Source organism: Stenotrophomonas sp. STEN022 (assembly GCF_056760155.1).
The window spans coordinates 19,295-32,616 of the sequence record NZ_JBRREG010000051.1 but is presented as its reverse complement, the minus strand read 5'-3'; the positions used below and the strand labels follow the sequence as shown (position 1 = coordinate 32,616).

Below are 13,322 nucleotides of genomic sequence, written 5' to 3'. Positions count from 1 at the left end.
TGGCCGCCAGTTTGGCGATACGTTCGTCCAGGGCGCGGTGTTCGGCCCGCAGCTCGGCGATGCGCTGGTTCAGCTCGTGGATTGGCGGCAGCTCGGACATGCCGCCAGCTTAGCCGGTCAGCGCGGCCAGTTCACGTACACCGGGTTGCCCAGCAGCAACAGGTTGCCACCAGCATCGCGTGCATCCACCCGCAGCCAATGCCGCTTGCCGTCCGAGCGCCAGCGCAGGCTGGCCCGCTGCGCACCATTGGCGCCGGTCTCCACGCTGCTGGGATGGCGCTGGCCATCGACGATCAGCTCGATCCGCACTGGTCGTGGGTAGTCGAGCTCGGCATGCAGGGTGGCCCATCGCCCGGCCGGCAGCGCCAACTGCTGGCCCATCTCCGCGCGCTGCCCCGCATCGCTCTGCAGCCACAGGTCCAGGCGGCTGCCGGCGACATTGCGCACGTCCACCACCACCCGGCCTTGTTTGAGCGCAGCGAGAATGGCGCCGCGCGACAGCGCCGATGCGTGCACCAGCGTGGCTGGTAGACCGATAGGCGAAGCGCCGTTGGCGGCACCCGGGTTGTGGCTGTCACTGCCACCGATGGCGGTCATGCGCCGGCCTTGCTGCAGCTGCTTCTCCCAGAAGCCGACACCGGCGCGCGGGCCATCGGCCTGGCTGCCGTTGACCACTTCCACCGCCTGCACCGCGGCCATGTCCACCGGCGTGGCCGGGGTCCAGCCGCAGCCCATGCAGTCCTCGCCCGAGGGCAGCGCTGGATGGTTGATCGAGAACACCGCATCACTGCGCTTGAGCTGGCCCAGCAGGCTGTTCCAGTCCGGCAACTGCTCGCCCAACCGGAATGGCAGCGGGCCGTTGACACCGAAAACATTGGCATGGCCCTGGAAGGTGGTGACCTCCATGCCGGGGATCAGCAGCAGCTGGTCGAAATACGGCTGGTGGCGCGCCACTTCTTCCAGGTGCGAAACGGTGTTGTGCTCGGTGAGGGCGACGAAATCCAGGCCCTGGCGCACCGCCGCCTGCAGGCTGAGGAACAATGGGCATGAAACTTTGCGGCCCTGTTGGCTGCTGCAGCTGCCGTCGCTGTGGGTGCTGTGCATGTGCAGGTCGCCGCGGTACCAGCCGGCGCTGTCACGCAGCACCGGGTCGTTGCGGTCGCTGCCGGCGTCCACCTCGGCCTCGCTCCACAAGGTCACCTCCACCTTGTACGGCGTCTGCACCTTGGCGCGGATATTGGGGATGCCGAGCAGCACCTGCCATTTGCCGACGGGAATTGCGCCTGGCAGGTAGCCGCCGCTGGCGTCGTAGCGGGAAACAGTGATCGACGAACGCGAACCGCCGCTCCAGCCACGGAAGCCGTTGGCATCGAGCAGACCGAGGTCGATGACGGTGCGGTCCTGCGCGCCGTCATGGTGCAGGGTGACGGCGACGCGACCGGTGCCGGCCGGCACCTCGAACGGCAGCGCCAGGTAGCGCTGGTGGTCCTTGCCTTCCAGCGTGCCTTGCAGTTGGAGCACATCAGCGGCTTGTGCGGGGGTGGGGGGGGGGGGCGGCCCCCCCCCGCAGTACGGGGAGCACGGTACGCATCAGAAGCGGTACATCACGGCCATGCGGTAGTTGCGGCCCAGCAGCGGCCGCGCGATGAAGGCGCTGGCGCCGGCATCGCTGCTGGACAGTTCACCGGCGCGCGGGTTGCCTTCGGTCAGGCCCAGCGAGTTGGTGACGTTGTCGACGTAGCCGTAGATCGAGAAGCGATCGGTCAGCTCGTAGCGCGCGCTGAGGTTGAGTACTTCGTAGGACGGCAGCCGCACCGAGTTGGCGGTATCCACATAGCGCTCGCCCTGGTGCTCGGCGGCGGCCTGCAGGCGCAGGCGCTGGTCGAGCAGGTTGATGCCGGCGACCACGCGTCCGCCCAGCTCCGGCACACGGATCAGCTGGTTGCCGACGAAATCGCGCAGCACCGGCGCACCGTTGACCAGTTCGCTGTAGCGCAGGTCGCGGTACTGCGCGTCCTGCCAGGTGGCGGTCAGGCGCAGGTCGAGCCAGTCGGTGGGGTACCACGCTGTTTCCAGCTCCACGCCGAAGGTGCGGGTGCTGGCATAGCCGGCTTCGCGGCTGGACACGCCGGTGTTCGGGTTGAAGTTGTAGTTGCTGAAGCCGACGTTGTCGTACTTGGTGTAGAAGGCAGTCGCGTAGGCGCTGAACAGCGGGTTGGCGAACTTGAAGCCGATCTCGGCCAGGTCCATCGTCTGCGTATCGGCAACCTTGCCGTTGGCGGCGGCGCAGGCAGCCACGGTTTCGGCCGAGCTTGCATCGCAGTTGTCGTTGCGGGTGATGTAGTTGCCCAGGCTGGGCAGGCGGAAGGCCGAGGTCCAGCGGCCGAACACGCCCATGCTGTCGTTGAACTGCCAGTTGGCACCGATCGACCAGCCCAGGTCATCCGAGCTCAGGTCGTGGTTCACGTACATGCCAGAACCGGTCAGCATCTGCGAGGTGGCCAGGGTGCCGCCATTGACGCTGCGGCGGACCTCGTTCCAGCCGCTGCTGCTGGCCTTTTCCCAGCGCAGGCCGCTGTCGATGCGCAACTGATCATTCACCTGCCACTCGTCGCTGACGTAGAAGGCATGCGTCTTCTGCTCGCCGGAGGCGTTGTTCCACTCGTAGCCATAGCGCCACACACCGTTGTCGGTGAAGGTCTTCAGCACCTGGCCGTTGGCGTCCAGCGCTACCAGCCCGAGCAGGCTGGCGTTGTTGCTGGCGTCCATCAGCACCGAGGACGAATAGCGGCTGTAGTCCTCCTTGGTCGAGGCCATGTAATAGCCCAGGGTCAGGTTGTGCTGCTGGCCGCCGAGGTCGAAGCTGCGCATCAGGCGGGTGTCGCTGACGAACTCACGCACCGGGATGTCCAGCCCGCGCAGGCCGCCGATGACCAGCAGGCCGTTGCCGTTCTGGTTGGCGGTGTTGAAGTCGCCGCTGCCGTTGACGTAACGCAGGCCCAGCGAGGCGGCGCCGGGCACGCCGGCCAGCAGGCCTTTCTGCCCATCGAGGAAGGTGGCGGCGGGGGTCAGCGAGTTCGGGAACACGCCGTTGCGGATGGTATCGGTCTTGCTGAAGCGTGCCGACTGCGCCAGCTCCCAGCCGGCGCCCAGCTCGGTTTCCAGCTTCAGTGTGAGCTGGTCACGTTTGACGTGGGTGCCTTCGCTGTTGTCGAAGTCCCAGCCACGGCCATCGGCGGTCTTCATCGACAAATGGCGCGTCTCCGGACCGGCCAAGGTTCCGTGATTGCCGTCGAAGCCGGGTACCGCGCGGATGTCGCCGTTGCCATTGGTATACATGGGGATGCCCAGGTACAGGGCGACGCGGTCGTCCATGTGTTTGGCATCGATGCTGAAACGCCCGCCTTCGAACTCCTTGGCCAGATTCAGGCGGAACTGGCCGCCTTCGTTGCCGTTGAAGCCGGGATCACGCACGCCATCCTCGACCCGATAAAAGCCGCCGAGCAGCAATTTCCAGCCATTGGCCAGCGGGCTGCCATAGGCGAAATCCATACGGTTCAAACCGCTGTCGCCGACGGTGTACTTGAACACGCCGCTGGCTTCATCGCCGACCTGGCGCGGGATGAAGTTGATCGCGCCGGCCGGCGCATTGGAATACATCACCGACGCCGGGCCACCACGCACCACTTCGATACGCTCGATGGTTTCATCCAGGCGGAAGGCCTGGTCGCCGTTGAGATAGCCCAGCGCGGGGTCATGTACCACCGGAATGCCGTCTTCCAGCAGGGTCACCGAGCCGAAACCATCCACCGGGATGCCGCGTGCGCGGATATTGCCGCTGGCTTCGCCGCCGGAGGCTTCCACCCAGAAGCCGGGCACCGACTTCAGCGCCTCGGTGACGCTGGTCGGCGCCTGCATGCGCAGCTGCTCCTCTTCGATATTGGTCACCGAATAGCTGGTTTCCACCTTGGTACGCACACCGGTGCCGCTGCGGCCGGTGACGATGACGGTATCCAGATCCTTGGCCACGGCGGGCGCGGGTGTGCCGGCATCCTGGGCCAGAGCGGCGGCCGGAGCCAGAGCGGAGAGCAGGAGCGCGTGACAGACAGCAGAAGCAAGACGGGTAGGGAGCACGATGTAATCAACAACTGAACAGGGAGTCAGAAATGCTGTCATCGCGGGGTGACGCCGGTATTACGCTTTTGTGCAACGTCGCTGCAGCCGGCGCTGTGGAGGCGCGCCCCAGCCGGTAGAATGCCGGGGATGAGCGCTGTCATTTCCCTGCCCGATCCCGCCCCGCGGGCCCGTGATCCGCACGTGGCCGAACGTGAACACCAGAAACTCGGCAAACGCCTGCGTCACCAGGTAGGCCAGGCCATTGCTGATTTCGGCATGATCGAGGCCGGCGACAAGGTGATGGTCTGCCTGTCCGGCGGCAAGGACAGCTATACCTTGCTGGACATCCTGTTACAGCTGCAGAAGAAGGCGCCGGTGCCGTTCGAGCTGGTGGCGGTGAACCTGGACCAGAAGCAGCCGGGTTTCCCGGAACATGTGTTGCCCGAGTACCTGGCCTCGATCGGCGTGCCGTACCACATCATCGAACAGGACACCTATTCGGTGGTGAGCCGGGTCATCCCGGAAGGCAAGACCATGTGTTCGCTGTGCTCGCGCATGCGCCGTGGCTCGCTGTACACCTACGCCGAAGCCAATGGCTTCACCAAGATCGCGCTGGGCCACCACCGCGATGACATGGTGGCCACGTTCTTCATGAACCTGTTCCACCATTCCAAGATTTCCGGCATGCCGCCCAAGCTGCGCAGCGACGACGGCAAGCATGTGGTGATCCGCCCGCTGGCCTATGTGCGCGAGGCGGACATCATCGAGTACGCCACTACCCGCCAGTTCCCGATCATTCCATGCAACCTGTGCGGCAGTCAGGAAAACCTGCAGCGCAAGCAGGTCGGCCTGATGATGAAGCAGTGGGAGAAGGACACGCCCGGCCGCATCGAGCAGATTTCCCGCGCGCTGGGCGACATCCGTCCCTCGCAGCTGGCCGATCCCAAACTGTTCGACTTCATGGCGCTGGGCCGCCGTGAAGACGCGCCACAGTCTGATGCGCAGGCGTGGCTGGAGGGCAGCGACAAGCAGCAGGATCAAGCAGCCCTTCTCCCACCGGGAGAAGGGTTGGGATGAGGGTAGGCAGTGCTACGGTGGTTTGAAACCAAGCACTGCGCATCACCCTCATCCGCCCCCGGCTCCACCGGCGGCAAGCTCTTCGGAGCAGCTTCTCCAGCGAGGAGAAGCAAGCCCCTGAACCATGAATACGAAATAGGACATCCATGTTTTTCAAGAACCTCACGCTGTTCCGTTTCCCGACCTCCATTGATTTCTCCGAAGTAGACACGCTGCTGCCGCAGGTGGTGCTCAAGCCGGTTGGCGCGCTGGAAATGACCTCGCGCGGCTTCATCTCGCCGTTCGGCCGTGAAGAAAAGACCCAGTTCTCGCACCGCATCGGCGATGCGTTGTGGCTGACTGTCGGTGGCGAAGACAAGATCCTGCCCAGCGTGGTGGTGAACGATCTGTTGCAGCGCAAGCTGGAAGAGATCGAAGAGAAGGAAGGCCGCAAGCCCGGCGGTCGCGAGCGCAAGCGCCTGAAGGACGACCTGCTGCACGAACTGCTGCCGCGCGCCTTCGTCAAGAGCTCGCGCACCGATGCCTTCCTCGACCTGCAGCACGGTTACGTTGCGGTCGACAGTTCCAGCCGCAAGACCGGCGAGAACGTGATGAGCGACATCCGCGGCATGCTGGGCAGCTTCCCGGCGATGCCGCTGAACGCCGAAGTCGCACCGCGCGCCATCCTGACTGCGTGGATTGCCGGCGAGCCGCTGCCCGAAGGCCTGAGCCTGGGCGAAGAATGCGAGATGAAGGACCCGGCCGAAGGCGGCGCGGTGGTCAAGTGCCAGCACCAGGAACTGCGCTGCGACGAGATCGACAAGCATCTGGATGCAGGCAAGCAGGTCACCAAGCTGGCGCTGATCTTCGAGGACAACCTGTCCTTCGTGCTCGGTGATGATCTGATCGTGCGCAAGCTGAAATTCCTCGATGGCGCGCTGGATCAGCTCGAGCACATCGATGAGGAAGGCCGCCGCGCCGAACTGGATGCCCGCTTCGCCTTGCAGAGCGGCGAAATCCGCCGGCTGTTCCTGCTGTTGGAGCAGGCATTCAAGCTGAGCAAGGCTGATAGCTGAACCCGTTGCTGACCTACCCGGTTTCGTAACCGGGTAGGGACTATGCTGGGACCATGGTTAGTCTGCTTCGCCGTCTGATGACCCCCGCCGCGCCGGTGATCCAGCGCGACACGGTGCGCCTGCGTCTGGACGATGCGGAGATTGAAGTGCTGCGCGTGCGTGATCCGCGTGCACGCCGGCTCAAACTCAGCGTCGATGAACGCGGTGCGCGGTTGACCATGCCACTGCGGGCAAGCCTGGTCTCCGGCGAACGTTTCCTGCAAGCCAACCGGCAGTGGTTGCAGCAACAGTTGGCGCGGCTGGGTGGCGATGGCTTGCTCGCGCCAGCACTGCGTCTGCGCGAGCCCGGCGTGCTGCCCTTGCGCGGCGAATTGTTGCCGGTGCAATGGCAGGAAGGACGGTTCACCCGCATCGAGGTTGATGCTGGTGTAGTGACGATCCAGTTGCCGGCGCGTGCCGGGGAACCGGCGTTGCGACGCGCGCTGCGTGAATTCTATGAAGTGCAGGTGCGTGCTGATGTCGGCCAATGGTTGCCGCGTTATCTGCCGGGGTTGGCGCGTGCGCCGTCGCGGTTGCGGCCGAAGGTGATGTCTTCGCAATGGGGATCGTTGGCGCCGGATGGTTCGATGGCCCTGGACCTGGCCTTGGTGTTGGCGCGGCCGTCGGCTTTTGAGTACGTGCTGGTGCACGAGCTGTGTCATCTGCTGCAGGCCAACCACTCGCCGGCGTTCTGGGCGGAAGTGGAAGCGCGTTTTCCTGAGTGGCGCGATGAGCGTGATTACCTGCGTGAGGAAGGCCGCAGGTTGAAGAGCACCTTGCATCAGTTGCTGCGGGCGCAGGGCTGAGGCTGAGGCCAAAAGCCAAGGCCAAAAGCCAAGGCCGGCCACTGTAGTGCCGAGCCATGCTCGGCAGGGGCCTTGCCGGCAAGATCAAAGGCGTCCCCTCATCCCAACCCTTCTCCCGCAAGCGGGAGAAGGGCCAAAGCAGTAGCAGTAGCAGTAGCAGTAGCAACAGCAACAACAGCAACAGCAACAACAACAGCAACAGCAACAGCAACAGCAACCTCACCCGGCCCTGCGCATCACCTCAGTCCCACCGGTCGAATAGCGGAACACCGAAACCGCCTCCGCCAAGGCACTGGCCTGCTCTTCCATCGAGCGCGCCGCCGCGCTGGCTTCTTCCACCAAGGCTGCATTCTGCTGGGTGGTTTCATCCATCTGCACGACGGTGTGGTTGACCTGCTCGATGCCGGCCGATTGTTCCTGCGAAGCCGCGGCAATCCGCGCGACGATGTCGCTGACCTGCTGCACCGAGCCGACAATTTCACTCATGGTGCTGCCGGCCTGTGCGACCAAGGCGGCGCCATCTTCCACCTTGCCCATCGAGTCGCCGATCAGTTCCTTGATCTCGCGTGCGGCGGTGGCCGAGCGCTGCGCCAGACTGCGCACTTCCGATGCCACCACCGCGAAGCCACGGCCCTGCTCACCGGCACGCGCGGCCTCCACCGCGGCGTTCAACGCCAGGATATTGGTCTGGAAGGCGATGCCGTCGATCACCCCGATGATCTCGGCAATGCGCTTGGACGACAGCTCGATCGCATGCATCGTCGACACCACCTGCCCAACCACATCGCCACCGCGTGCAGCGACATCGGCAGCTCCCATTGCCAGCTGGTTGGCCTGCCGGGCCGAGGCAGCGTTCTCGCGCACGGTGGCGGTCAACTCCTCCATCGAGGCTGCGGTTTCCTCCAGGTTGGCGGCCTGCTGCTCGGTACGGCGCGATAGATCGTCATTGCCTGCCGCCAGTTCGTGTGCGGCGGTGTTGATCGCCAGCGAGCACTGCTTGATCTGGCCAACGATGCCGGTCAGGCGTTCGGCGGTGAGATTGGCGTCGATCTTCATGGCTTCGAAGTCGCCGGCATAGTCACCCTGCACACGATGATCCAGGTCGCCAGCAGCCAGCGCCGACAACATCGTGCGCAATTCGCCGGTGGTGGTGGCAACGACCTCCAGCAGCTGGTTGATGCCGGTGGTAAGTGTCTGGATGAAGCCGGCCTCGCTCACCGCCTGCAGGCGCTGGTCGAGAGCGCCGGCCGAGGCGGCGGCGACGATGCCGGCCACGCTGTTTTCCAGCGCCAGTTCCTGGGTACGGTCGTGCCACTCCACCGCGAAGCCGCTGCGGCTGCCGTCGGCGTTGAACACTGGCGTCACTACCTGGCTGAAATGCACCGGGCCAATGGTGATCTGGCCGTTGTGCACCTTCCTGAGCTGGTCGAGCATGCCGCGGATACGCGCCGGGTTGGCATGGAAGCGGTGGATGCTGCTGCCGACCAGGGTATCGACGTTGAAGTCGGGGAAGGCCTTGCGCAGGGTGTCCTGCTGGTTGCGCAGCAGGGCCACCACCGAGCGGTTGACGTAGCGGATGATGTGCTCGTTGTCGGCAATCATCATGCCGGTGCGCGAGGCGTCCAGCGAAGCGCGGATCTGGATGTTTTCGTGGTGCAGCGCGGCTTCCTGCTGCTGCTTCTGCTCAAGCTGGGTGCGCATCCGCAGCACGCCATCGGCCAGGGTGCCTGCTGCGAAGCTGCCATCAGTACCAATGGCGTCGCTGTTTTCACCGCTGGCGATTGCATCCACCATCGCCCGCAGACGCGTGGGTGCTGCGCCCAAGGTCAGTACCTGGCGCCGCAGCTGCACTGCCATTGCGCTGATGAAGGCGGTTTCAACCACCACGGACAGCGCATGTAGCAGCACGATGTTGAAGCCACTGCCTGCTGCGAAAGCGCGCACCGGCAGGCCGCGGGACTGCAGCCAGTAGAAGGCCAGGTGATGCACGCTGATTGCCGCCGCAGCAACCACCACCGGAATCCAGTCGCGGTAATACAACAGCAGCGCGATCACCACGAAGACGCCGAAATGCATTTCCACCAGGCCATTGGCCTGCTGGATGGTGGCGGCGACCAGTGCCATCAGCACCAATGCCACGGTCACCCGACTTAGCAGGCTGCCCGGCGCCAGTTTTATCTGCACCGCCATCAGTGCCAACGAGGGCAGGCTGACGGCGTAGAACGGTAGCCATTGCCCCGACCACAGCGCCAGCGCCAATGACGCCAGCCCGAGGATCAGGCCGAAATACAGGAATAAACGGTCCGCCGCGCAGGCCAGCTGCGTGTAGTAGGCGTCGGGAGGTGGCGTTGTGGCGTGGGGACGAGTGGACATCGGGAACTCCTGTTCAACAGGAACAGCGGGGAGGAAGGATCAGGGGAGGGCCGTGTTCGGCCAGCACTACCGGCAGCCAGCGGGTCAGTGCTGCATCGCTGCGGCCACAGGCCAGCGCGGAAGGTTGCAAGGGGCCGGCATAGAGCGGGCGGCCATCGGCGGCCAGCACCAGTAGCTCGTAGGCGGCGCTGGTATTCAGTGCGATAGCGTGCGCGCCTTGTGATTGCAGTGCGGCGCTGAGTTGTTGCCATGCCTGCTCGTTTTGTTCGCAGGCGCAATCGGGTGGGTTCAGTCGGATTGCCAGCGGCGCGCCAATGGCAGGCAGTTGGCCCTGCGCGCGCAGTCCATCCACCAGCGTAGTCAGCGCAGCTTCGTCACCGGCGGGGCGGTGGCCGAGCGCGGCAACGCTGGCAGTGGTCCAGCCCAGCCAACAGGCGAGCAGGATCAGGCCGGTGATGACACCGGGCCGGAGGGCGGGGCGGGGGGGCATGCGCTGGTGGGGCGCGCAGCACCCGTTGCGGGGCTGCGGGACATTTTCTCGATTACGGCAATGCCGGGGTTATCGGCTGCCGCGCTTACTACTGAAGCCGATGCTGTTGGCATCGGCTTCCATATTCAGCTGGCGTCGGGCAAGGCCGCGATGAAGTCGCGAATGATCAGCGCGACTGCTTCGGGATCATCCATGTGCACATGGTGATGGCCGGGCAGGGTATGCAGGCGGCCATCCGGCAGCAGCGCCGCGCGCTGGCTGCGTTCCGGTTCCGGGAAGTAGGGCTGGGCCGGGGTGGCGTAGATCACCTGCACCGGGCAGAGGATGGCGCTGACCACGTCGCAGACCTGTTCTTCGGTCATCCGTACCGCAGTGGGCAGCATCAGCCGCGGGTCGCTGCGCCAGCTCCAACCACCGTCGACCGGTTTGACCCCGCGTTCGATCAGCAGCCGTGCCGAGGCTTCGCTGAGCTGGTTGACCATCATCCGCGCGCGTACCGGCGCGCTCAGGTCGGGGAATACCCGCAACTGCTTGGCGTCCAGCTTCAGCATCGCCTCCACATAGGTACGCAGGCGCTGCACGGTTTCGCCGGCCGGTGCGGTCAGTCCGCCCAGTGCTTCGATCGATACCAGTGCCTGCACGCGCTCACCGGCCACCGCAGCGACCAGACTGGCAATTGCCGCACCCATCGAGTGGCCGAGCAGTACAAAGCGGTCCCAGCCCAGCGCATCGGCAATGGCCAGGGTCTGCACGATGGCGTGCGGCGTGGTGTACGGCGTGGTCAGCGGCAGGTGGTCGCTATAGCCATGGCCGGGCAGGTCGACCATCACCAGGTCCAGCGTTGGCAGCTGTGCGGCCAGCGGCAGGAAGCTGGCTGCGTTGTCGAGCCAGCCATGCAGGGCGAGGACCTTCAGGCCATCCGGGTTGCCGGCGCGCAGGCCGGCGACGCGGATGCCGTCGAGCTGCAGTTCAAACGGCGTCGCGTTCATGCCGGTTGCGCCGCCGCCAGCGCGGCCAACGCAGCGGCGTGGGCGCTGCTGTCGTTGAGGCAGGGGATGTAGCGCATGCGCGCGCCACGCTCAGCCAGGGTTTCGGTGAAGCCCATCTGCACTTCTTCCAGGGTTTCCAGGCAATCGGTGGCAAAGCCCGGGCAGACCACGTCCAGGGTCTTGATGCCGCTTTCGGCCAGTTCCCACAGCCGCGGTTCGGCATAGGGCTGCAGCCAACGCTCCCGGCCGAATCGTGATTGGTAGGCCAGTTCCCACGCATCGCTGGTCAGGCCCAGCGCAGCGGCAATGGCCTTGGCACTGGCCTCGCAGCGCTGCGGGTAGGGGTCGCCGGCATCGGCCAGGCGCTGCGGGATGCCGTGGAAGGAGAACACCAGCTTGCCGCCACGGCCATGTTCGGCCCAGTAGTCGGCAATGGAGGCGGCGACCGCGGCGACCCAGGCCGGGTCGTCGGCGTAGTCGCGGATGGTCTGCACCGTCACCTTCGGGTTGCGCGCCTGCCACTGCTGCACGCGGTCCTCGATGGAGGCGGTGGTGGTGGTGGAGTACTGCGGGTACAGCGGCAGCACCACGATGCGCTGGATACCCTCGGCAGCCAATGCATCCAGCGCCGACAGCATGGCCGGTTCGCCGTAGCGCATGGCTTCGCGCACCCGCCACTGTGGCAACTGCTGTTGCATGGCCTTGGCCAGGCGATGGGTGTACACCGCCAGCGGCGAGCCTTCAGGTAACCAGACCTGGGCGTATTTCTGTGCCGAGCGGCCACTGCGCAGCGGCAGGATCAGCCCATGCAGCAGGGGTTTCCACAGCAAAGCCGGGATCGAGACCACGCGGGGGTCACTGAGGAATTCGGCCAGATAGCGCCGCACCGCAGGGGCGGTCGGTGTCTCGGGCGTGCCTAGATTGACCGCGAGCAGCGCGGTAGTGGGTGCGTCGGACATCCGTGCATTTTCGCAGGTATGGGCGGAGAAGGGAGGGCTACGGGTTTGCAGCGGATATCACCCCTCCCCAACCCTCCCCTTCGCGATGCGAAAGGGAGGGGGTACAGGTGCTCATGCCTCACGCCCGCTCACCAGCTATTCAGAGCCACGCTACTAATTTCAGGCACTTGCGCTATCTTTCTATGCATCGACCTACGGAGTTACCCATGCGCCGCCTGCCGTGCCTTGTGCTGCTGTTGTCCGCGAGCCTGTTGTCCGCCACTGCTGTCGCCGGTCCGCAGGAAGATCAGCGTGCCCGCAATGCGGTGCGGGTGCTCAGCGAAATCCAGAACATCCCCGAGCAGTCCATCCCCGACAAGCTGCTGGATGAAGGCCGCGCCATCATCGTCCTGCCGGACACCATCAAGGCCGGTCTGGTGCTGGGTGGACGCCGCGGCCACGGCCTGATGTCGGTGAAAATGGCCGATGGCAGCTGGTCCAATCCGGTATTCATCAAGCTTACTGGCGGCAGCATCGGCTTCCAGGCCGGTGTGCAGTCGTCGGACGTGATCCTGGTGTTCCGCAACGACCGCAGTCTGGACAACATCGTCAACGGCAAGTTCACTCTCGGCGCCGACGCCGGTGTCGCCGCCGGCCCGGTTGGCCGCAACGCCTCGGCGGCTACCGACGGCCAGCTCAAGGCTGAAATCTGGTCGTGGTCGCGCGCGCGCGGCCTGTTTGCAGGTGTCGCACTGGATGGTGCGGTGCTGCAGATCGACGATTCCGCCAACCTCGATGCCTACGGCCAGAACACCACCCCGCGCATGATCCTGGAAGGCCGCCTGAATACCGCGCCGTCTTCCGATGTCGTGTCCTTCCGTGACCGTCTGGAAGAATCCACCTATGCGGCGCGTGAAAAGCGCGGCACCCAGGGCAGTGCCGCGCCGGTGGCGGCAAGCGCACCACGCAGCAATGCGGTCAGCGTGCAGGCGCCGGCAGCCAATGCGGCTGGTGCCGATACCGCGACCACCGCGCCGTTGCAGCACAGCAGCGCTGAACCGGCACCGCAGCAGGGCTTCCAGCCGGTCTCGGAAGGCGAGATCCGCACCGAAAGCCTGGACGGCGGCAACTGACCTTTGGCATAGCGATCAGTTAAGACCTTGTGCGCTATGCTCGACAACCTCCACACAGATAACGCGAGCAGATCATGGGCAGTTTCAGCATCTGGCACTGGTTGGTCGTGCTGGTCATCGTGCTGCTGGTGTTTGGCACCAAGCGGTTGACGAGCGGCGCCAAGGATCTGGGCAGTGCGGTCAAAGAGTTCAAGAAGGGCATGCGTGACGAAGACAAGCCGGCTGCACAGCTGGGCGATGAATCGCGCGATGCCGACAAGAGCGGCGAAAAGCAGGCCGAGCACGACCGCGACGCGCGCTGATCCC

Annotated in this window: 11 protein-coding genes; 5 read left to right on the top strand and 6 right to left on the bottom strand. The window is 65.1% G+C overall.

The features are described from left to right. Window positions 1-117: 117 nt before the first annotated feature. Window positions 118-1,521, bottom strand: a complete 1,404-nt coding sequence (locus ACVOMF_RS12080) for a CehA/McbA family metallohydrolase (RefSeq protein WP_481509506.1) — start codon at window positions 1,519-1,521, stop codon at window positions 118-120. Window positions 1,522-1,590: 69 nt separating this feature from the next. Then, window positions 1,591-4,134: a TonB-dependent receptor gene (locus tag ACVOMF_RS12075; RefSeq protein WP_481509505.1), complete on the bottom strand. Its 2,544-nt coding sequence runs from the start codon at window positions 4,132-4,134 to the stop codon at window positions 1,591-1,593. 129 nt (window positions 4,135-4,263) lie between these two features. On the opposite strand from ACVOMF_RS12075, the gene ttcA reads away from it, so the two are divergent. The 3 genes from ttcA to ACVOMF_RS12060 all read left to right on the top strand — a co-directional run bounded on the left by ttcA (window position 4,264) and on the right by ACVOMF_RS12060 (window position 7,093). Next, complete coding sequence (ttcA, locus tag ACVOMF_RS12070) at window positions 4,264-5,193, top strand: tRNA 2-thiocytidine(32) synthetase TtcA (RefSeq protein WP_481509504.1); 930 nt, start codon at window positions 4,264-4,266, stop codon at window positions 5,191-5,193. Between the two features lie 146 nt (window positions 5,194-5,339). Further along, window positions 5,340-6,248, top strand: coding sequence for a recombination-associated protein RdgC (locus ACVOMF_RS12065; protein ID WP_481509503.1), 909 nt, complete (start codon window positions 5,340-5,342; stop codon window positions 6,246-6,248). 53 nt (window positions 6,249-6,301) lie between these two features. Continuing rightward, window positions 6,302-7,093 carry a M48 family metallopeptidase gene (locus tag ACVOMF_RS12060; RefSeq protein WP_481509502.1) on the top strand — a complete coding sequence of 264 codons (792 nt, stop codon included), beginning with the start codon at window positions 6,302-6,304 and terminating at the stop codon, window positions 7,091-7,093. A 219-nt stretch (window positions 7,094-7,312) separates the two neighbouring features. On the opposite strand, the gene ACVOMF_RS12055 is transcribed toward ACVOMF_RS12060, so the two are convergent. The 4 genes from ACVOMF_RS12055 to hemH all read right to left on the bottom strand — a co-directional run bounded on the left by ACVOMF_RS12055 (window position 7,313) and on the right by hemH (window position 11,904). Further along, on the bottom strand, window positions 7,313-9,466 hold the full coding sequence (locus ACVOMF_RS12055) for a methyl-accepting chemotaxis protein (RefSeq protein ID WP_481509501.1): 2,154 nt from the start codon (window positions 9,464-9,466) through the stop codon (window positions 7,313-7,315). Between the two features lie 13 nt (window positions 9,467-9,479). Continuing rightward, window positions 9,480-9,956, bottom strand: a complete 477-nt coding sequence (locus ACVOMF_RS12050; RefSeq protein WP_481509500.1) for a hypothetical protein — start codon at window positions 9,954-9,956, stop codon at window positions 9,480-9,482. 125 nt (window positions 9,957-10,081) lie between these two features. Continuing rightward, a complete protein-coding gene (locus tag ACVOMF_RS12045) occupies window positions 10,082-10,945 on the bottom strand; it encodes an alpha/beta fold hydrolase (protein ID WP_481509499.1) in 864 nt (287 codons plus the stop codon). Then, entirely contained in the window at window positions 10,942-11,904 is a 963-nt protein-coding gene (hemH, locus tag ACVOMF_RS12040; RefSeq protein WP_481509498.1) for a ferrochelatase, read from the bottom strand. The genes ACVOMF_RS12045 and hemH overlap by 4 nt, the downstream gene beginning before the upstream one ends. Window positions 11,905-12,110: 206 nt before the next feature. Here hemH and ACVOMF_RS12035 point away from each other — a divergent pair, with 206 nt between their 5' ends. After that, window positions 12,111-13,016, top strand: a complete 906-nt coding sequence (locus ACVOMF_RS12035) for a lipid-binding SYLF domain-containing protein (RefSeq protein WP_481509497.1) — start codon at window positions 12,111-12,113, stop codon at window positions 13,014-13,016. Window positions 13,017-13,090: 74 nt separating this feature from the next. Further along, a complete protein-coding gene (gene tatA, locus ACVOMF_RS12030; RefSeq protein WP_282269413.1) occupies window positions 13,091-13,318 on the top strand; it encodes a Sec-independent protein translocase subunit TatA in 228 nt (75 codons plus the stop codon). Window positions 13,319-13,322 lie beyond the last annotated feature (4 nt).

Bases quoted from the DNA above. Each gene is read 5' to 3' on its own strand.
- hemH (WP_481509498.1), bottom strand. From the start codon at position 11,904: ATGTCCGACGCACCCACTACCGCGCTGCTCGCGGTCAATCTAGGCACG.
- ACVOMF_RS12065 (WP_481509503.1), top strand. From the start codon at position 5,340: ATGTTTTTCAAGAACCTCACGCTGTTCCGTTTCCCGACCTCCATTGAT.
- ACVOMF_RS12050 (WP_481509500.1), bottom strand. From the start codon at position 9,956: ATGCCCCCCCGCCCCGCCCTCCGGCCCGGTGTCATCACCGGCCTGATC.
- ACVOMF_RS12060 (WP_481509502.1), top strand. From the start codon at position 6,302: ATGGTTAGTCTGCTTCGCCGTCTGATGACCCCCGCCGCGCCGGTGATC.
- ttcA (WP_481509504.1), top strand. From the start codon at position 4,264: ATGAGCGCTGTCATTTCCCTGCCCGATCCCGCCCCGCGGGCCCGTGAT.
- ACVOMF_RS12045 (WP_481509499.1), bottom strand. From the start codon at position 10,945: ATGAACGCGACGCCGTTTGAACTGCAGCTCGACGGCATCCGCGTCGCC.
- tatA (WP_282269413.1), top strand. From the start codon at position 13,091: ATGGGCAGTTTCAGCATCTGGCACTGGTTGGTCGTGCTGGTCATCGTG.
- ACVOMF_RS12055 (WP_481509501.1), bottom strand. From the start codon at position 9,466: ATGTCCACTCGTCCCCACGCCACAACGCCACCTCCCGACGCCTACTAC.
- ACVOMF_RS12035 (WP_481509497.1), top strand. From the start codon at position 12,111: ATGCGCCGCCTGCCGTGCCTTGTGCTGCTGTTGTCCGCGAGCCTGTTG.